At 68.5% G+C, this 19,926-nt stretch carries 12 protein-coding genes; 4 read left to right on the top strand and 8 right to left on the bottom strand.

Features of this window, described 5'->3' with window-relative positions; translation table 11 throughout:
• Both VEG08_15555 and VEG08_15550 read right to left on the bottom strand, forming a co-directional pair.
• The coding region (locus VEG08_15555; GenBank protein ID HXZ29411.1) for a hypothetical protein at positions 1–3,957 on the bottom strand (3,957 nt) is incomplete at its 3' end.
• 306 nt (positions 3,958–4,263) lie between these two features.
• Complete coding sequence (locus VEG08_15550; GenBank protein ID HXZ29410.1) at positions 4,264–4,614, bottom strand: YbjQ family protein; 351 nt, start codon at positions 4,612–4,614, stop codon at positions 4,264–4,266.
• A gap of 463 nt (positions 4,615–5,077) precedes the next feature.
• Between VEG08_15550 and VEG08_15545 the strand changes: the two genes are divergently transcribed.
• Positions 5,078–5,329 (top strand): hypothetical protein, encoded by a 252-nt coding sequence (locus tag VEG08_15545; GenBank protein ID HXZ29409.1) that lies wholly within the window; start codon positions 5,078–5,080, stop codon positions 5,327–5,329.
• A gap of 59 nt (positions 5,330–5,388) precedes the next feature.
• Here VEG08_15545 and VEG08_15540 read toward each other — a convergent pair whose 3' ends face one another.
• Positions 5,389–6,843, bottom strand: a complete 1,455-nt coding sequence (locus VEG08_15540) for a tetratricopeptide repeat protein (GenBank protein HXZ29408.1) — start codon at positions 6,841–6,843, stop codon at positions 5,389–5,391.
• Between the two features lie 217 nt (positions 6,844–7,060).
• On the opposite strand from VEG08_15540, the gene rpsO reads away from it, so the two are divergent.
• Together rpsO and pnp are read left to right on the top strand one after the other, a co-directional pair.
• A complete protein-coding gene (gene rpsO, locus VEG08_15535; GenBank protein ID HXZ29407.1) occupies positions 7,061–7,327 on the top strand; it encodes a 30S ribosomal protein S15 in 267 nt (88 codons plus the stop codon).
• 149 nt (positions 7,328–7,476) lie between these two features.
• Positions 7,477–9,852: a polyribonucleotide nucleotidyltransferase gene (pnp, locus tag VEG08_15530; protein HXZ29406.1), complete on the top strand. Its 2,376-nt coding sequence runs from the start codon at positions 7,477–7,479 to the stop codon at positions 9,850–9,852.
• An 88-nt stretch (positions 9,853–9,940) separates the two neighbouring features.
• On the opposite strand, the gene VEG08_15525 is transcribed toward pnp, so the two are convergent.
• From VEG08_15525 to VEG08_15505, 5 genes are all read right to left on the bottom strand, one after another.
• Complete coding sequence (locus VEG08_15525) at positions 9,941–12,580, bottom strand: protein kinase (protein HXZ29405.1); 2,640 nt, start codon at positions 12,578–12,580, stop codon at positions 9,941–9,943.
• A 74-nt stretch (positions 12,581–12,654) separates the two neighbouring features.
• Positions 12,655–13,959 (bottom strand): UDP-N-acetylglucosamine 1-carboxyvinyltransferase, encoded by a 1,305-nt coding sequence (murA, locus tag VEG08_15520; GenBank protein ID HXZ29404.1) that lies wholly within the window; start codon positions 13,957–13,959, stop codon positions 12,655–12,657.
• Between the two features lie 205 nt (positions 13,960–14,164).
• Positions 14,165–15,070 (bottom strand): N-acetylmuramic acid 6-phosphate etherase, encoded by a 906-nt coding sequence (gene murQ / locus VEG08_15515; GenBank protein ID HXZ29403.1) that lies wholly within the window; start codon positions 15,068–15,070, stop codon positions 14,165–14,167.
• Positions 15,067–16,095 (bottom strand): serine hydrolase domain-containing protein, encoded by a 1,029-nt coding sequence (locus VEG08_15510; GenBank protein ID HXZ29402.1) that lies wholly within the window; start codon positions 16,093–16,095, stop codon positions 15,067–15,069. The genes murQ and VEG08_15510 overlap by 4 nt, the downstream gene beginning before the upstream one ends.
• A gap of 160 nt (positions 16,096–16,255) precedes the next feature.
• On the bottom strand, positions 16,256–16,681 hold the full coding sequence (locus VEG08_15505) for a hypothetical protein (GenBank protein HXZ29401.1): 426 nt from the start codon (positions 16,679–16,681) through the stop codon (positions 16,256–16,258).
• A gap of 181 nt (positions 16,682–16,862) precedes the next feature.
• Between VEG08_15505 and VEG08_15500 the strand changes: the two genes are divergently transcribed.
• A complete protein-coding gene (locus VEG08_15500; protein HXZ29400.1) occupies positions 16,863–19,229 on the top strand; it encodes a serine hydrolase in 2,367 nt (788 codons plus the stop codon).
• Positions 19,230–19,926 lie beyond the last annotated feature (697 nt).

Below are 19,926 nucleotides of genomic sequence, written 5' to 3'. Positions count from 1 at the left end.
CGAGAAGGTGCAGGAGCCGGCGGCCGCGATGGTTCCGCCCGACAGGCTGATGGTGTTGGTGCCTTGGGTGGCGGTGATGGTGCCGGCGCCGCAGCTCCCACTCAGCCCGTTGGGGGTGGAGATGATGAGGCCCACGGGCAGGGTGTCAGAGAACGCGACCCCGCTCAGCGCGACCGTGGCGTTGGGGTTGTTGACGGTGAAGCTGAGCGAGGTCGAGCCGCCCAGCGGGACCGAGGCCGCGCCGAAGCCCTTGCTGATGGTCGGCGGCGCCACCACCGTGACGGAGGCGTTGGAGGTGTTGCCGGTCCCGGCGGTGGTGTCGCTCACCGTGACGCTGTTGTTCTTTACCCCCGCGGTGGTGCCCTGCACGTTGGCGGAGACGGTGCAGAGAGCGCCCGGGGCCAGGCTGGCGCCCAACAGCGAGACCGAGGAAGAGCCGGCCGTCGCCGTCGCCGTCCCCGTGCACGTGCTGCTGAGGCCGCTGGGTGTGGCGACCACCAGGCCCGCCGGCAGGCTGTCGGTGAAGGCGATGCCGCTCAGGGTGGTGTTGACGTTGGTGTTGGAGACCGTGAAGGTCAGGCTGGTGGTGCCGTTCAGCGGGAGGGTGGCCGCGCCGAAGGCCTTGGCGATGGTGGGCGGGTTGAGGACCGTCAGCGAGGCGGTGGAGGTGTTGCTGTTGCCGGCGGCGGCGGAGACCAGGGTGACGCTGTTGTTGTAGGTAGCGTCGACCGCGCTCTCGACGTTCACTTGGACGGTGCACGTGGTGTTGGCCGGGAAACTGGCGTTGGCGAAGCTGATGGTGCCGCTGCCGGCCACCGCGGTCACCGAGCCGCCGCAGTTGTTGACCACGGTGGGGCTGGTGGCCACCACCAGATTGGCGGGCAAAGTGTCGGTGAAGCCATTGTCGATGGCGACCACATTGGGGTTGGTGATGCTGAAGGTGATGGTGGAGGCAGTGTTGGTCGGCACCTGGATGGGGTTGAAGCTCTTGGTGACGCTGGGCGGCGCCAGGACCACGATGCTGGCGGTGACCGTCTGCTGGTCCACGGTGGCGTCGGCGGCCCCTCCGCCGGGGTTGGTCCCGGCGTTGAAGGTGGCGGTGGCCTGGGCGCCGGCGCTCAGCGCCTCCGGCTGGGCCTGGGGGATGGTGCCGTCCACCGGGTTGTCGAAGGTGATGGGCAGGCCGTTGAGGACGTCCAGGTTGCCGGCCAGGGCGGCCCCCGAGGCGTGGTTGTCCTTGCTCATGTCCCCGGTCAGAGTGGTGGACTGATTGATGCGGATGGTGCCGGGGCTGGCGGTGTGCGTCAGCACGATGAAGGGATCGAAGGTGGTGGTGCCGCCGTTGGCGTTGTGGATGGTGTTCGCGGGCGTGTTGGTGCCCCACCAGTTGTTGGTAGCGGTGATGGTGGTGTCGTCGTTGTTGAGGTTGGCTGTCCCCGCCGTTCCGGCGGAGTTTCCGGCCAGGCGGCTGAAGTGGATGGTCATGGCGCCGCCGCCGCTGTTGCTGCCGTTGAAGATGCCGCCGCCCGAGCCGTTGGGCGCGCTGTTGCCGGTGATGGTGACCTTGGTCAGGGTGACCGAATCGGGCGAAACCAGGTCGGCCCAGATTCCGCCGCCGTCTTTCGCATTCGTGAGGTTGGCCAAGCCCGCGCTGTTGTTGCTGATCACGCTGCTCTGGTCGATGAGCAGGTTAGTCTCCACATTGAGTCCGCCACCCAGACCGGCAGCCTGGTTGCCGGAGATGGTGCTGGCGTGGATCTGGACCTGCGGCGAACCGGAGACGTTGGAGGTAGTGGTGATGCCGCCGCCAGTGCCGCCGTCGGTGGCGGTAGCCTGCGTGGCATGGTTGTTGATCACCTGGCTGTTGCTCAGGGTCAGGCGGCTGCCGATGGAGACCCAGATGCCGCCGCCGGTGCCCACCGTGACCGAGTCCACCGCCGAATTGTTCTGGATGATGACGTTGCTGAAGCTGGCCGCGCCCGTGCCGCCGGGGTTGAGGAAGTTGAAGAGCGCGATGCCGGCGCCGTTGCCCTGGGTGGTGCTGCAGTTGTTCAAGGTCACGTTGTTCAGGGTCAGGTTGGCGTTGCCGCTGGTGCCGGTGTCGTACTCCATGCAGCCGCCGTCGCCGTCGTTGCCGTGGGTGCCGTTGTTGTGGCCGTTCTGGAGGGTGAGGTTGGAGAGGGTGGCGGTGGCGTCGGTCGTCGGGCTGATGTCCTCGTTGACCGCCATGACCATGTCCACCCCGGTGGCGTTGCTGGTGCCCGCCTGCACGATGGTGGTGCTCTGGCTGCCGCCCACGATGGTGACCGAGTTGTTGACGTACAGGGCGCCGTTCTGGCCGCTGTAGTCACCGGCCACCTTGGCGCGCGTGAGCGTATAGGTGGTCCCGGCCTGCAGCATGATGGTGTCGCCGTTAGCCTTGAGCACGGCCTCACGCAAGCTGCAGGAGGACGAGACATCGGCGAAGCTGATGTTGTTGCAGGCGTTGGCGATGGGCGAGGTGGGCGCAGGATCGTCGGTGCGGTTGACGAAGAAGGTCGGGTCGGGCGTGGGCATGATCACCGAAGGCGCCACTTGCCCGTCGTTCAGCACCACCATGCCGGGACGGCCATCCACGTTGACGCGCAGGCGCAGCGCCGCCACCGGCGCGGAAGAAGCACTCAGGCCCAGGTCGGCGCGCACGGGTGCGGCCGCGCTCGCCTGGACGCCGCCGGCGTTGCTGCCGGCGGCATGCGCCAGCACGTGCATCTGCCCGGCCCGGGAATCCAGGACCGCGATGTCATCCTGGCCCTGCCAGGAGACGCGGGTGTGCATCAGGATGGGCGGAGTGGCCCCGCCTACGGCCACGGCCGGGAAGGTCTCGGCGATCATCCAGCCTTCGCTGTAGTTCACCGCCGGCAGGGGAAGGGCGTGTCCTGCCCGGACCGTGCGCCGGTGCTCGGCCATCTCCTCCGCCGTCCAGGGACGGGAGTCGAGGCCGGCGCGCACCACCACGTGGACCGAGCCATCGCTGGACATGACCGCCATCTGCCGCTGGCCCCCGCGGTCGAAGAGGAAAGACCCGATGTCCACGCTGACCGCGGAGACGGGTAGACCAACACTCTCCAACTGGAAGCTGAAATCGCCGCGGGCGGCGGCGCGCAGATCACGCCCGCGCAGGACCATGACCTGGCCGCCGGCCACCAGGGCGGTGTCCGCAACGGCGTCCCGGTAGAGGTTGCCGAAGGCGAGGGAGGTCACCGTCCCCGGCATGGGGAAGCTCATCAGCAGGTGCGCCCCGTGGAAGACGAGGAGAGCGGGCTTCTGCCCGGCGGTGCCCACCAGGATCTGGCTCGAGGTGCTTCCAGGAAGCAGGCGCTCGGCCGCCAGCGCCGTGACCGGGCCGGGCAGCGCCAAGGTCAGCGGCTGAGTGAACAAGCCATGGCCGTTGCCGAAGAAGAGAAGAAGGTTGCCGTTGCTGCGCGAGCCCATGGCGAGGTCGAGGTAGCCGTCGCCGTTGAAGTCGCCGGTGGCCAGGAAGTCGGGCGTGCCGGGGACATCCATCACGCGCGCGTTGGGAAGAAAGGGATCGGGGAACTGGCCGCGTCCGATGGCGTCGAAGGAAGCCCGGCTCTGGGGCGCGAAGGCGTCGAGGTTGCCGCGATAGAAGGCGAGCGCGCCGCCGCTGGGGGTGGCATAGCCCACCACCAGGTCCTGCACGCCGTCCTGATCGAAGTCGCCGGCCGCCAGCGCCAGCGGCCGGCCCGCGCCCGAACTCAGAGCGCTGACCGCCGCCGCCTTCCCGGAGTAGCGGGACGCCATCGCGCGCGGCGCCTGCAGCCACACCTTGAACTGGCCCGGCGCCGGCTGCCCGACGGCCGCCGGAGCCGCGGGTGCCGGACTGGCTCCCGCAGCCGGTGCGGCCGGAGGTGCGGCCGGACCCGCGGCCAGCGCCGAGCCGGCCAGCAGCACAACCATGAGGAGAGGAATCAGACGAAGACGAGACAGCGAAAGGGCGGGGTCTTTCTGGCGGGGCATCACGGCCTCCGGGCCGATCCTCGCGCCGAGGGCCTCCTCGCGACGAGCGGCGGGCTAATTCTTCGCTTCGATGACTTGGGGGAGCCTATGGAGCCTTGCGATGGTAGTCAGAAGGAGAACGGCGGTCAAGCAGGAATCCGCGAATGTGCTTCACAGCAAGGGAGCAAGGCCGTCCTCGAAGGGGTGGTGGGAGCGGCGGCGCGCGCGGAGCGCGGCGCCGGCGCGGGTGCCGCAGCCACCCGCGAGCTAGATCTTCTCCACCACCACGGCGGTGCCGTAGGCCAGCACCTCGGTGACCCCTTGCATGACCTCGTTGGCGTCGTAGCGCATGCCCACCACGGCATTGGCGCCCAGCGCCGCAGCGTGCTGCAGCAGGAGCTCGAAAGCCTCCTCGCGCGACTTCTCGCAGAGCTCGGTATAGATGGTGATGTTGCCGCCCACCAGGGTCTGCAGTCCGGCGGCGAAGCTGCCTACCACCGAGCGGGAGCGCACGGTGATGCCGCGCACGATGCCCAGGTTGCGCAGCACGCGGTAGCCGTCGAGCTCGAAGGCGGTGGTGACCATGTCATGGGGGACAGCGGCGGTGGCGGGCGTCATGGATTCCTCCTGGTTGAGAGCCTCAGTGGGGGGATGCGAGCAGCCATCATAGTCCAACCGACCGCACGGCCCCAGCCCTGAAGCGGAGCCGGCGGGGGCCCCCCGGCCTGAGGGTGGCCCTAATGCACACAGAAGAAAGGAGAAAAGAGCGAGCCCGGGCAGGCCGCGCCCTGGGCCTGCAGCACTAGAGAGTAAACGGCGAGCCCTATTGTACTTAGCCGATGCGTCACCTGGGGCCATGGTTTCGGCCCGCGTTTTCCACAGGTGTGCCCTGGTTCTTCGGCTGGCGGAGAAGCACGAAGGTACAGCGTCCCGGCGTTACCGAGAAAGCGCTTGCATCGCTGTTGGGGCAGCGGTATTCTTCCCGCGCTCCGGCCAAACCAGCAAGAGTAGGCGCTCCATGTGGATAGAGAAGATTCGTCGCGGTGTACTTCAGGTTTCCACCGATCATGGTCCCCGCTACGTGAACCCCTCCCTGGTAGAGCGCGTGCAACTGGTGTGGATGTTCCGCAATTTCAACATCCTGAATCCTGAGATCTTGAGCCGGCAGCAGCGCGCCCTGGTGGACGCGCTTTGCGACGAGCGCCGCAACGGGGTAAAGGGCAAACAAGACCCGGAGCGGCTGTGCATCATCGGCACCGTGGAGAGTATTCCGGCGCTGCCCCCGAAGAAAGCGCCGGCCACCGCCTTGCGCTCCAGCGTGCGCAGCGCGTAACCGTCCGCGCGAACTTCCAGCCCCCGAATCCCGAACCTCTTGCGATGAGCCGGCGCCGGCTACGGATTGCCGCCGCTAGCGGGCTTGCCCATGGGCATGGGCAGGCGGCCGTCGGCGTCCTTGGTCAGGTCCAGGAACTTGGGATCGTTGCGCAGCGAGAGGAAGACGGCGTCCACCCGCGCTTCCATCATCTCCTTGGAGCGCACCGACTGGTAGCGCTCGTAGGTGAAGAAGTGGCGCTGCAGCAGGGCCAGGGCCTTGTCCTTCTGCCCGGCCTGGGCGTAGATGGCGGCCAGGTTGTAGGAAGCCATCAAGAGCGTCCGGTTCTCGTGCGCGATCTTCAGCGCCTCCTCGGTGTGTCCGCTCTGCGCCTCGAAGACGGCGGCAAAGACCAGGTTGAAGGGGTCCTTGGGCTCGAGCGCTAGCGCCTTCTTTACATAGAAGTCGGTCTTGGCGGCGTCGCCCTCGGAGTTCCAGTAGACGGCCAGGTTGCGGTAGGCCAGGGCCAGGGGGAAGACCTCGACCGACTGCTCCATCAGCCCCAAGCCCTTCTTGAATTCGCCGTTGTGGATGGTCATCTTGCCCAGGCCGTGCAGGGCGACGGCGCGCGAGAGCGGGTCGGCGGGCATGTCCAGGACCTGGTGGAAGATGGCGGCGGCCTTGTCCCAGTCGCCGAGCTCGTGGCGATAGAGTTCGCCCAGGTAGCGCAGCGGGGTGGGATCGGCGGGATCGAGGCGGTGGGCCTGGGAGTAGAGGCGCTCGGCTTCCTTGTAGCGGGCGGCGTCCTCCGCCTTCAGGCCGGCCTGCATGAGCTGCTGGACGCGGGCGCTGGTGCGGGCGTCGAAGAGAGGAGCGGCAGGGACGTCGGCCACGTCCTGCACGCCCAGCTTCTTGAGCTGCTTGGCGGCGTCCTTGGCCTTGCCCGGGAACATGCACTTCTGCTCGTAGACGGAGCGATAGAGGGCGATGGCGCCCGGTTGGTCGCCCGACTTGGCTTTTTCCTTGGCCTCGTCCATCTGCTGCTTGAGCTTGTCCTCGCGCGACTTCATCTCGGTCTCGAGCATCTTCTCGACCTGGTCGACCTTGAGGAAGCCGTTCTTGTTCTCGGCCTTGGCGACGGCAGTGCCGTCGGGCTGGGCGAGCACCGCCAGCGGCGTCTTGCCGCCCGACAGCAGCTTCTGGCCCAGTTCGGTGCGATAGTCCACCACCCCCATACTCACGCATTGGGAGGCGTAGAGCGAGAGGGTGCGGGAGTAGCGCAGGCTGGATCGCTCCAGTTCGGTCTGCGAAGAGGGCAGCCAATACACCACCAGCCCGGCCGTGGGCGCGGGGTCGGAGGGCTGGACGATCTTCCAGGGCACGGGGAAGGTCTGGTCCGGCATGGAGGAGCCGCCGCCCATGCCGCCCATGCCGCCGCCTCCGCCACCGCCGCAGGTGGCCCAGTCGGGCGGGACCAGGAGAAGAAGGGTGAGGAGAAGCACGAAGCGGCGGACCAGCAGGTTTCTCTTCGGCATGCGCGGCATTATAGCCTCGTTTTCAGGTGAGATTGAGGGGGCCCCGGGTGTTATCGATTAGACGCAGCCGGGCGGGAAAAGGGTGCCAGGAGTTAGCCCATGCCCGGGATGGTGTTGCGCGTCCCGGGTGGGCCTCACCTTTACACTTTTCCGGGGCGCGTGTTACTCTCGATGGGTCACTAAAACGACGAGAAAACGATAGGAGTGCACCAGCGTAGTGTTAGCGAGAGAACAGAAGGCGTCGATCATCCGCCAGTATGGCGTCCACAAGAGCGACACCGGCAGCCCGGAAGTGCAGATCGCACTGCTGAGCCAGCGTATCGGTGAACTGACGGATCACTTCAAGACGCACCAGAAAGACCACGCTTCCCGGCGCGGCCTTCTGATGATGGTCAGCAAGCGGCGTCGCTTGCTCGACTACCTGAAGAAATACGATTCCGAGCGCTACAAGAGCGTCATCCAGAAGCTGGGCATCCGCAAGTAAGGACCCGGACTGGGCGTGGGTGTCTGCGCCGACGGCGCCGACAACCGCGGCGGTGGTGTAGCTGAGCGGCATTTCAGGAAGTGGTTCTCTCCTCCCGCGTAGTGGCCGGGTTGCGCATCGCCCTGGACCTCCCGAAATGAGGCAAGGAAATGAAACTGGAAGCCACTGTGGAACTGGCAGGCGGCAAGAGTATTTCTTTTGAAACCGGACGGCTGGCCAAGCAGGCGCACGGCAGCGCGGTGGTACGCATCGCCGACAACGTGATCCTGGCCACGGCCTGCGCCAACGCCGATCCCCGCGAGGGCATCAGCTTCTTCCCCCTGACCGTGGATTATCGCGAGTACACCTACGCGGGCGGGCGCTTTCCCGGAGGCTTCATCAAGCGCGAAGGGCGTCCCACGGAGCGCGAGATCCTGACCTGCCGGCAGATCGACCGGCCTATCCGGCCCTTGTTTCCCGAGGGCTTCCGCTGCGAGACCCAGGTGATCGCCCTGGTGCTCTCCGCCGACACCGAGAACGATCCCGACGTGGCCGCCATCAACGGCGCGGCCTGCGCCCTGGAGGTCAGCGACATCCCCTTCCGCGGCCCCCTGGGGGCGGTGCGGGTGGGGCTGGTGAACGGCGCGTTCCTCATCAATCCGACTTACGCCGAGCGCAAAGAGAGCCTGCTCAACATCATGGTGGTGGGCTCGCCCGACGGCATCGTCATGGTGGAGTCGGGAGCCAGCGGGGTGGCCGAGCAGACGGTGGTGGACGCCATCGAGTTCGCCCACACCGAGATCAAGAAGATCTGCGCCGCCATCAGCGACCTGGCCAAGAAGGTGGGGCGCGCCAAGCGCAAGGTGGAAGCGCCGGAGGTGGACGAAGCCTACATGAAAGACCTGCGCGCCAGGATCGGCGAACGCCTCATGGACGCGCTCGACACCAAGAAGCATCCCAAGGCGGAGAGCCACAACCTGGTGCACGCCCTCGAGAAGGAGCTGCTAGCCGCCATCCCGGAGGACGACGAAGAGGCCCAGGACAAGCTGGAGGACTACTACGAGCTGCTGCGCGAGCGCATCTTCCGCGAGCAGGTGATCGAGCAGAAGCGACGGCCCGACCAGCGCGCCTTCGACGAGATCCGCCAGATCACCATCGAGGTGGGAGCGCTGCCGCGCACCCACGGCTCCGCCATCTTCACCCGCGGCGAGACCCAGGCGCTGGTCACCACCACCCTGGGCACCGAGGATGACATGCAGCGGCAGGAGCTCTTCGAGGGTGAATCCAAGAAGCGCTTCATGCTGCACTACAACTTCCCGCCGTTCTCGGTCGGCGAAGTCTCGTTCATGCGGGGCGCGGGACGGCGGGAGATCGGGCACGGCGCCCTGGCCGAGCGCGCGGTCTCGGCGGTGCTGCCCACGCTGGAAGCCTGGCCCTACGCCATGCGCGTGGTGTCGGACATCCTGGAGTCCAACGGCTCTTCCTCCATGGCCACGGTGTGCGGCGCCTCGCTCTCGCTGATGGACGCGGGCGTGCCCATCAAGAGCGCGGTCGCCGGCATCGCCATGGGCCTGGTGAAGGAGGGCGACAAGTACGCCATCCTCACCGACATCGCGGGAGCCGAGGACCACTACGGCGACATGGACTTCAAGGTGGCGGGCACGCGCGAAGGCATCACCGCCATGCAGATGGACATCAAGGTGCCGGGCATCACCTCGCGCATCATGAGCGAGGCCATGGAGCAGGCGCGGCGCGGCCGCCTCTTCCTGCTGGACAAGATGGCGGAGGCCATCGCCGAGCCGCGAGCCAAGATCTCGCCCTTCGCGCCGCGCATCTACACCGTGCAGATCCCCACCGACAAGATCCGCGAACTGATCGGGCCGGGAGGCAAGGTGATCCGCGGCATCATCGAGCAGACGGGGGTGAAGATCGACGTGGACGACAGCGGGCGGGTGAACGTGGCCTCCAACGACGAGGCCTCGGCCGCCAAGGCCCTGCAGATGATCGGCGACATCACCGCCACCGCCGAGGTGGGCAAGACCTACCTGGGCAAGGTGGTGCGGCTGGCCGACTTCGGCGCCTTCGTCGAGATCTTCCCCGGCACCGACGGGCTGCTGCACATCTCCGAGGTCGCCGAGCACCGCATCCGCGACGTGCGCGACGAACTCAACGAGGGCGACCAGATCCTGGTGAAGGTGCTCTCGGTGGAGGGCAACCGCATCCGGCTCTCGCGCAAGGCCATCCTCAAGGAGCAGCGCGCCAAGATGGGCCAGGCGGGCGCCGGCGTCGAGCCCCAGACCGCGGTGGGTTCCATGACCATCGAGGGCGGGGAAGGCGACTTCGACGAAGGCGAGGCGGAGGCGGGCGAGCCCAACTTCAATCGCGATGCGCCCATGCACGGCGATCGGCCGCACGGACAGGGAGGACGCCCCGGCGGCGGTGGTGGGGGCGGACGCCGGCGGCGCGGCCGCGGCGGACGCAGCGGACGTGGCCCCGGGCGCGGCGACGGCGGCGGGCGCGGGCCCGGCGGACCGCCCAGGTACTAGCAGATAGTAGCTAGGAAGAGCTGAAGAGCCGTGGCGAGAGCCACGGCTCTTGTTTTTTTTTTGACGGCTGAGGGCTGACGGCTGGTTCTCAGGGCAGCGGGATGCGGTAGAGGTTGCGGTGCACGCTCTGCCGGGTGAAGGCGTAGACGCCGGGCACGGAGCTGGCGCTGACTTCCTCATCGAGGATCAGGATGCCCTTCCCGGGAGGCACGTCCCGGACGGAGCCGATGCCCCCCTTGGGCAAGGCCGGCAGGACTTTTCCCGGAGGCACCGGCAGCAGGATGCTCTTGTCCTCGTTGAAGAGATGAAGATACAGGAAGCGGCCTGCGGCATCCCAATGCGCTGAACAGACCTGGCATAGATTCACAGGCGCGCCCCCGGCGATCGGGTAGGCCTGGACGAGGGCAGCCTGGTCCGCCGATTCCTGGCCCTGGTAGCCGGCGATCCACTGGCCGTCGGCCGAGACGCCGCCAAACTCGATCATGGGGCCGGGAACGACCTTCTCGCGCCCGCTGCCGTCCTCCTTGATGCGGTAGAGGAAGTTGTTCCTGCCCTCGGCCACGCGGAAGTAGATCTCGCCCCCGGGGCCGAAGGCGGGCTCGTCTTCGCTGACCGAAGAAGGGAACTGGCGCGGGGGATGGCGGCGGTCGAGGGAGGCGATCCACAGCCGGCTCTGGCCGGAAGACTCCGTGTTGGCGAAGACGATCTGCCGGCCGTCCAGGGAGAGGGTGAATGTGTTCATGGAAACCCCGGGAAGCGCAGGCTCGCTGTGTCCGCTCTGCAGGTCGGTCACCCATAACTCGCTGGCGGCAGGGGTCCCCAACCGCGCCGGCTGCTCCACCAGGTAGTACAACAGCCTGCCATCCGGGGAGAAGACGGGATTCCCAGCCGAGCCCTCGGATGAGATCTGGCGCTCGCCTTTGGCGTCGTGCACCCACACCGTGTTCGTGGTCAGGCCGACGGAGGTGATGAAGGAGCGCCCGTCGGGGGCCATGGCGATGCCTTCCTCGCTGGTGGCGCCGGAGGTGACCTGCTCAGAGACGCCGTCGGGATAAGCCTGGCGCCAGATGTGGCGGCGGCCGCCGGAGGTGGAACTGAAGTACATCCACTTGCCGTCGGGGGACCAGGCCACGCCGCCGCAGGCGCCGTCCGCGGGGCCGACGCGCTGCCCCGGCGAGCTGCCGTCGAAGGGAACCACGCGGCAGGGCAGGAAGCCGCCATTGTCCATCTCCACCAGCAGCACCGAGCGGCGGTCGGGAGAGAGCGCGGAGCGGTGCGCCATGCCGCGCTCCCGCGGCGGGACATAGACGTCGCGCTCCCCGGCGCGGCTCTGCTCCGCCGTCTCCAGGGCCATGTGGATGCCCTGCTTGATCTCGGAGAAGAGGACGTGCTGGGGATCGAGCCAGACGAGGCCGCTGGCATTGGGCAGCAGCAGCCGCGGCTCCCCGCCCAGCACGGGGACTTCCCAGGTGTCCCAGGCCGGAGCCACGGTGTAGTCGATGCGGGAGCCGTCGGGAGTGAATTGCGGGCTCATCTTGAAGGCGTCGTCGTGGGTGAGCTGCACCGGCTCGCCATCGGGCAAGAACTTCACGTAGATCTGTCCCGGGCCGTAGAACGTGGAGGGGCCGCGGACGAAGGCCAGCATGCGGCCGTCGGAGGAAAGGGCGGGCGAGACCGCGGAGTCGGAGAAGTCGGTGAGCTGCACCCACTCCGTCTGGGAAGCGGCGGGCTTGGGCTTGCGCAGGAAATAGGCGGCAGCGATGGCGGCCACGAGGGCCACGGCCGCTGCCGCGAGCAGGCCCCGGCGGGACAAGCGGCGGCGCGGCGCCGCCGCCGTCTTGCCGGACTCGGAGTCGCGGCGCAGGCGCTTGAGGTCGGCGCGCAATTCCGCCGCCGACTGGTAGCGCACCTCGCGGTCCTTCTCCAGCGCCTTGCCGATGATGTGCTCCAGGCCGGGCAGCAGGTCGGGGTTCAGGCGCACGGGGGAGACCGGCTCCTGGCGCAGGATGGCGTCGAAGATGAGCGCGCTGGTGGCGCCGGCAAAGGGCGCACGCCCGGTGGACATCTCGTAGAGCACGGCGCCGAAGGAGAACAGATCGGTGCGCGCGTCCAGTTCCTCGCCGCGCGCCTGCTCCGGCGACATGTAGGCCACCGTGCCCAGCGCGGTGCCCGGGCTGGTCAGGCTCTCCTCCGGCAGGCTGGCCGTGGCCATGGCGGAGCCCGCCGGCGCCTTCTGCCGCTTGCGGGTCTTGCTGGCCAGCCCGAAGTCGAGGACCTTGGCCTGGCCGCGCTCGGTGAGGAAGATGTTGGAGGGCTTGATGTCGCGGTGGACGATGCCCTTGGCGTGGGCGGCGTCGAGCGCGTCGGCAAGCTGCACCCCCAGCTCCAGGACCTCGGGATTGGGCAGGGGGCGGGCCCCGATGCGCTGTTGCAGCGTCCGGCCCTCCAGCAGCTCCATGGCGATAAACTGGCGGCCGCTCTCCTCGCCCACGTCGTAGATGGTGCAGATGCCGGGATGATTGAGGGCGGAGGCGGCACGGGCCTCGCGCTGGAAGCGCTCCAGCGCCTGGGGGTCGTCGGCCAGGCTTTCGGGAAGGAACTTGAGCGCGACCTCGCGGCCCAGGCGCGTGTCCTCGGCGCGGTACACCACGCCCATGCCGCCGTGTCCCAGCTTGGCCAGGACGCGGTAGTGGGAAACAGTTTTTCCGACGATCGAGTCGCTGCCCACAGCAGGTGCGGATTGATGGTAGGGCGAGGGTGGGGGCAAGTCAACCGGCCGGAGGGTCGGGCTGCGAGCGCCGGTCAGGAGTTCCCGACGGCGGCCCCGGAGCGCTTGGGCAGCATCTCGCCGATGCGCTTCATCTGCGCGCCCACGCCGCGCAGCTTCTCCTCGATGCGCTCGTAGCCGCGGTCGATGTGGTAGACGCGGTCGATGATGGTCTCGCCGTCGGCCACCAGCGCGGCCAGCACCAGCGAGGCGGAGGCGCGCAGGTCCGAGGCCAGCACCGCCGCGCCGCTCAGCAGGGTCTTGCCGCGCACGATGGCGCGCCGCCCCTCGATGGTGATGTTGGCGCCCATGCGCACCAGTTCCTGGGCGTGCATGAAGCGGTTCTCGAAGATGTTCTCGGTGACGATGGAGCTGCCGTCGGCCTGGGTGGCCAGGGCCATGTACTGCGCCTGCATGTCGGTGGCGAAGCCGGGGTACTCCTCGGTGGAGACGTCGGCGGCGCGGAGCGGGCCGTCGCCCAGCACGCGCACCGAGTCGCCGTCGGCCTTCAGCTTCACCCCCGTCTCTTCCAGCTTCTGCAGCAGCGCGGTGAGATGGCGGGGCTCGCAGCTGGAGACCATGAGGTCGCCGCCGGTGAGCGCCCCCGCCACGATGAAGGTCCCGGCCTCGATGCGGTCGGGGATGATGCGGTGGCGCGCGCCGCTGAGCTTGCTCACGCCGTGGATGCGGATGGTGGAGGTGCCGGCGCCCTCGATCTTCGCGCCCATCTTGGTCAGCAGGGCAGCCAGGTCGGCGACCTCGGGCTCGCGCGCGCAGTTCTCCATGACGGTCTCGCCTTCGGCCAGCACCGCTGCCATCATCAGGTCCTCGGTGCCGGTGACGGTGATGCGATCGAAGACGATCTCCGCGCCCTGCAGCCGCGGCGCGCGCGCTTCCACGTAGCCGTGTTCGGTGGTGATGGTGGCGCCCAGCTTCTCCAGTCCCTTGATGTGCAGGTTGATGGGACGGGCGCCGATGGCGCAGCCCCCGGGCAGCGAGACCCGGGCCACGCCCATACGCGCCACCAGCGGGCCCAGCACCAGGGTGGAGGCGCGCATGGTCTTCACCAGGTCATAGCCGGCCTCGGGGCGGGAGAGCTTGCGGGCGCAGATGGTGGTGCGGTGCTGGGCGCGACCGTAGCCCAGTTCGACCTCGGCGCCCATCTCCACCAGCAGCTTGCGCTCGGTCTCGATGTCTCGCACCTGGGGGATGTTCTCCAGGATGACCGGCTCCTCGGTGAGCAGCGCCGCCGCCATGGCGGGCAGGGCCGCATTCTTGGCGCCGGAGACGCGCACCGTCCCCAGCAGAGGGTTGCCGCCGCGAATGACGAACTTGTCCATGCCTTTCAGGGTCCCGGGCGTGTCAGCGGGGACACGCTCTGTGTCTGGAAGTACATTGTAAATTCTCCTGCCGCCTTGCGCCTTGGTGAGTATGACCATGGTCCGTCGCTCCCGGGAGTAACAGAGCAATTGCCGGACCAACCTCTCACCCCCTGAACGGGCGAAATCACGTTCTCTGCGCTCTCAGCGATCTCGGCGGTGAGGATCACAGTTCAATGGCGCGGCGGACGTGGCCGCGGGCCTGGCGCAGACGGCGCTGGGCGGCAGCGCGGCTGAGGCCGGTCTTCAACATGATCAGGGCGACGGGCACGCTCATGCCGGCGGACTGGAGCGCGCGCTGGGCGCGGCCGCGCGAGATGCCCGCGGCCTCCTGCAGGATCCGCAGCCCGCGCTCCACCAGCTTCCGGTTCTTGGTGTGCACGTTGACCATCAGGTTGCCAAAGACGTAGCCCAGGCGGGCCATGGCGCCGGTGGAGATGAGGTTGAGCACCATCTTCTGCGCCGTGCCGGCCTTCATGCGGGTGGAGCCGGCGACGACTTCGGGCCCCACCGCGGTGACGATGGCGATGTGCGCAGCGCGCGCCAGCGGCGAGCCGGGATTGCAGGTGACGGCCACGGTGCGGGCGCCGCGGCGCCGCGCGAACTCCAGAGCGGCCACGGTATAGGGGGTGCGTCCGCTGGCGGCCAGGCCGACCACGACGTCATCCTTGCCCGGCCTCTTCTTCGCCATATCCCGGCGGCCGCGCGCGGGGGAATCCTCGCTGACCTCGGTAGCGCGGCCCAGGGCGCGCGGGCCTCCGGCGATCACGAACTGCACGCGGCGCGGCGCGATGCTGAAGGTGGGCGGGCACTCGGCGGCGTCGAGCGCGGCCAGGCGGCCGCTGCTCCCCGCTCCTACATAGATGAGCCTCCCGCCGCGGGCGAGGGAGCGGGCCACGACCTCGATGGCGGGGGCGATCTGCGGCAGGGCGCGGCCGACGGCGGCGGCCACCTTGGCGTCCTCGCGGTTGATGAGGCGTGCGATCTGGCGGGCGGACAGGCTGTCGAGGCGGGCGGCCGCGGGATTGCGCCGCTCCGTCCTCAGCTTCGCGAGCTCTGCCGGCCTCTTCACTGGGTGAGCGCCTCCACCACCGCGTCGTGGAAGCGCGGGCGCATCTCCTTGATCTTCTGCGAGCGGCGGTCGGGCCAGGTGCGGTGGGTGAGCAGGACCACCGCCAGCTCGCGCTCGGGATCGATCCACAGCGAGGTGCCAGTGTAGCCGAGATGGCCGAAGGCGCGGGGAGAGAAGTGGCGGCCCGATTGCGAGGGCGGGGAAGGCGTGTCCCAGCCCAGCCCCCAGGAGGAGCCGGGCAGGCCGCTGCGCCGGGTGAAGAGCGCGACGGTGTCGGCGCGCAGCAGGGGAGCGCCGCCCGCGAGCAGGCAGTGGGCGAAGCGGGCCAGGTCGCCGGCGGGCGCGAACAGGCCGGCGTGGCCGGCGACGCCGCCCAGCACGCTGGCGTTCTCGTCGTGGACCTCGCCCTGGAGCACGCGGCGGCGGAAGCTGCGGTCGTCTTCGCTGGGCGGGATATTGGGGCGCAGCTCAGCGGGCGGGCAGAAGAGGGTATCCGTCATGCCCAGAGGGCCGAAGATCTCGCGCCGGCAGAAGCGGTCGAGAGGCTCGTCGGCCACCTGCGGCAGCGCTTCGCCCAGCAGGATGAAGCCGATGTCGCTGTAGGCGGAGCGGGTGCCGGGCTCGGCTTCGAGCGGCGCCGCGAGGGCGGCGGCGAGCAGGTGCGCGGGCGTGGCCGCGCTCTCGAAGAGGCGCAGGTAGGCGGGCAGGCCGGAAGAGTGCTCGAGCAGCATGCGCACGGTGACCTCGGCGCGGCGGGGGTCGTGTCCCAGGAAGCCGGGCAGGATTCCGGCCAAGGGAACGTCCAGATCGAGCTGGCCGCGCTCGTAGAGCAGCATGGCCATGGTGGTGGTGGCCACCGGCTTGGTCAGCGAGGCCAGGTCGAAGATGGTCCCGGGAACGAGCGCCGGAGAGTCAGGCTCGTAGGTGAAGCGGCCCACAGCGCGGCTGGCGGCCAGCTTGCCGCACTGGACGACGGCGCAGGCGGCCCCAGGGAAGGCGCGCTGCTCGATGCCCTCCGCCAGCACCGCCCAGGCGCGCGCGAAGATGCGCTCCTGGTCGTGGAAGCGGGGGAGCGGCGCGCCGGCGTGGCGGTGAGCTGTCAGAGTGGGATCGCCCGACGTTGGATTTGCTCGGGCGATTTATAACACAGCGGGAAACGCTTTGGGCGCGGGTGCGCCCGCGAACTCATGCCGCCGCGCGCCGCCAGGAGAGGCGGCAGGCAGCGGGCGGGCAGTACTCGTAGAGCACCGGCCCCACGCGCTCGACCAGGCAGCGTGAGTCCGCTCGCACGGCCACCAGACAGCGCAGGCAGAGGCAGAGGTAGTCCTCGCAGCCGCCCTGGCGGCGGAAGGCGGTCACCCGCCGGGGATGACGCACGGAGGCGCCGCAGAGCGAGCAACGGCTGCCGCCGCGGCGCAGGAAGGCCAACTCGAGATATTCGTCGAGGAGGCGGGAGCGCGCGCGCCGGACCTCTTCCCAATCTCCGTGGGCAGCCACGGCAAGGTAGTCGCGCATGGCCTGACGGAAGAGGTCGCGCTGCCGGTGAATGGCATCCGGCCCGGCGGCGAAGGGACCGCCGCAGACCGGGGTGGGCTCGATGAGGGGGAGCATCGCAGCCTCCGGCACGTACTCGTGCAGCCTCCATGCTAGCGTGGGCCGCCCTCTCTGCATCCCTGCCTTTCGTGCATGCTGACCTGTGCAGGAGGCCAATGACCCTGCAGGGAAAAAATTACCAGGCCCCACTTTCGCCGATGATAGAGTGTTCGGAAGAAGTGCAGCCTGCACGGCCCGCTTGACCGCTCATCCCAACCCGCTCCTGCGACGCATCCTGCCCGCCCTGCTGCTGCTGGTCTCCTGCCTGCCGGCTCACGCGCAGGAGCGCTTCCCGGCGGTGGACGCGATCCTGCAGCGGGCGGTGGACGAGGGCGAGGTCCCGGGCGCGGTGCTCGAGGTGGGGCACGACGGCCGGGTGGTCTATCGCAAGGCCTTCGGCGCGCGGGCGCTGGAGCCGCGCCGCGAAGAGATGACCGTGGACACCATCTTCGACCTGGCCTCCATGACCAAGCCGGTGGCCACCGCCATGTGCGTCATGCGGTTGGTCGAGCTCGGCCAGGTGCGGCTGAACGAGCCCGTGGCCCACTACCTGCCCCAGTTCGGGCAGAACGGCAAGCAGGACATCACCGTGCGGCAGCTCCTGACGCACTTCTCCGGGCTGCCTCCCGACCTCGACCTGAAACAGCGCTGGGAGGGCAAGCAGGAGGGACTGCGGCGCGCGTACGCCTCGGCGCCCGTCATCCCGCCGGGCTCGGCGTTTTCCTACAGCGACATCAATTTCATCGTGCTGGGGGCGCTGGTGGAGAAGGTCTCGGGCATGCCGCTCGAGCAGTACGCCGAGAGGTACATCTTCCAGCCGCTGGGAATGACGGAGACGCGCTTCCTGCCGCCAGCGAATTGGCGGCCACGCATCGCGCCTACGCAGTTCGTGGACGGCGTGATGCTGCGCGGAGTGGTGCACGATCCCACGGCGCGGCGCATGGGCGGCGTGGCGGGGCACGCCGGGCTGTTCTCCACCGCCGACGACCTGGCCCGCTTCGCGCAGGCGCTGTTGGACGAGAAGATCCTGACGCCGGGCATCCTGCGCAAGATGGAGACGCCGCAGCAGCCGCCCAACGCCACCGTGCTGCGCGGGCTGGGCTGGGACATCGATTCGCCCTATTCCACCAACCGTGGGGAGCTGCTGCCGGTGGGCTCGTTCGGGCATACCGGCTTCACCGGGACCTCGATCTGGATCGACCCGGTGACGCGCACCTACATCATCCTGCTGACCAACGCGGTGCATCCGCGGGGCGGGAGGTCGGCGGTGTCGCTGCGCTCGCGTGTGGCCACGGCGGTGACGGAGGCGCTCGACCTGAAGGTCAGCGAGCAGGAAGCGCTGCGCTGGGCCGCCATCACCGGCTACAACGAGACCGAGACGGCGGCGCGGCGGCTGCAGGCGCGCAATGGGCGCACGCTGGCCGGCATCGACGTGCTTGAGGCCGGCAACCTCAATCTCTTCAAGGACGGCAAGAAGCACAAGATCGGGCTGCTCACCAACCAGACGGGGGTGGACGCGGAGGGCCGCCGCACCATCGACGTGCTGGCGCACGCGCCCGGGCTCGAGCTGGCGGCTATCTTCAGCCCGGAGCACGGCGTGACGGGCGCGCTCGAGACCGACAAGATCGGCAACAGCCGCGACGCCGCCACCGGCGTTCCGGTGTACAGCGTGTACGGCGCGGGCGACGCCGCCAAGCGCCCGCCGCTGGAGGTGATGCGCGGGCTGGATGCGGTGCTCATCGACCTGCAGGACGCGGGCGCCCGCTTCTACACCTACGAAACCACGCTGGGCTACTTCCTGGAGGCGGCGGCGCAAGCCGGGACCGAGATCATCGTGCTCGACCGGCCGAATCCGATCACCGGCTCCATGGTGCAGGGGCCGCTGTCGGTGATGGGAAAGGAGCCGCTGTTCACTAACTATTTCCCTATGCCGGTGCGGCACGGGATGACCCTGGGCGAACTAGCGCAGATGTTCAACGGCGAGCGGCGGATCGGGACGCGGCTGCGCGTCATCGCCATGCAGAACTGGATGCGCGGCGATTGGTACGACTCGACCGGGATGGCGTGGGTGGATCCCTCGCCCAACTTGAGGAGCCTGACGGAAGCCACGCTCTATCCCGGCGTGGCGCTGGTAGAGGGGACCAACGTTTCCGTGGGACGGGGGACCGACACGCCCTTCGAGATGGTGGGCGCGCCCTGGATCAAGGGCAGGGAACTGGCGGCGTACTTGAACGCGCGGCGCATCCAGGGCGTGCGCTTCGTGGCGGTGACGTTCACGCCGGCCTCGGGGCCGTACGCGGGGCAGGTGTGCCAGGGAGTGAACATCCTGCTGCTGGACCGCGGGGCGCTGGATGCGCCCGAGATGGGGATCGAATTGGCTTCGGCGCTGCGGAGGCTCTATCCGGCGGACTACAAGATCGCGCCCATGCTCGACATCCTGGCCAACCCGGCGGTCTTCCAGGCGGTCCAGACCGGCGAAGACCCGCGCCGCATCGCCCAGGATTGGCAGGACGCGGTGCAGGATTTCCAGGAGATGCGGGGCAAGTATCTGATTTATCCGAAGTAGGTGGCAGCTCCTGGCTCGCCTTCTCGGGGCACACGGGGCGCGATAGCTACTAACCGAGGTTAGAATGACAACGCGGAAAAGCTTCACCATGAGACGCCTTCTCGCCCTAGCTCTGCTCCTGCCGCTGCTCTTAACGAAAGCGTTCGGAGAAGGCCCGAAGTGCAAAGGCAACCGACGAGTCGTCAGTGCCTGCTATGTCGTTCGCGGGAGGATGACATTCGGAGCGGGGACGCCGGCATTGCGGATTTGGCCGATTGGCACAAGACGGATGCTCGGCGTAACCGCAGGACCGCACGCAGACGATGCAAGCGACCCGGTCCTGCCCGATGAGTTGAAGCGTCTGATCACTGGGCATGAGGCCATCTTCGGGAACTTCGAGGTGTGCCCATTCACCCCTGAGCGCAAGGGGAGATGCAGATGGTGTGCGTAGAAAGTGCGTCACACATCACCGTGAGAGGCTACGCCACCCCGATAAGGAACAACGGGCGGTGAGATTAGCTCCCATTCTCACTCGGGTTAGCCCGCTCCGGCCGCGCACGCCCGGCCAATCGCCTGCTACACTGCTGTACCGACACCCATGGCGGTTCGAACCATCTCCAGCATGGCGGAAGAGTGCGCGCGCGGAGAGCGCGAGGGCTGGCGGGAGTTCGTGCGCGACTACGCCGGCATCGCGCGGCAACTGCTGGAGCTCTATTTC

Source organism: Terriglobales bacterium, from assembly GCA_035624475.1.
In the GTDB taxonomy this organism is placed as follows: Bacteria; Acidobacteriota; Terriglobia; order Terriglobales; family Acidobacteriaceae; genus DASPRL01.
The sequence above is the reverse complement of the archived record's forward strand: the minus strand, read 5'-3'. Positions and strand labels throughout refer to the sequence as shown.

Excerpts from the sequence above, each read along its gene's own strand:
- VEG08_15540 (HXZ29408.1), bottom strand. The coding sequence starts at position 6,843 with ATGCCGAAGAGAAACCTGCTGGTCCGCCGCTTCGTGCTTCTCCTCACC.
- pnp (HXZ29406.1), top strand. The coding sequence starts at position 7,477 with ATGAAACTGGAAGCCACTGTGGAACTGGCAGGCGGCAAGAGTATTTCT.
- VEG08_15505 (HXZ29401.1), bottom strand. The coding sequence starts at position 16,681 with ATGCTCCCCCTCATCGAGCCCACCCCGGTCTGCGGCGGTCCCTTCGCC.
- murA (HXZ29404.1), bottom strand. The coding sequence starts at position 13,959 with ATGGACAAGTTCGTCATTCGCGGCGGCAACCCTCTGCTGGGGACGGTG.
- VEG08_15550 (HXZ29410.1), bottom strand. The coding sequence starts at position 4,614 with ATGACGCCCGCCACCGCCGCTGTCCCCCATGACATGGTCACCACCGCC.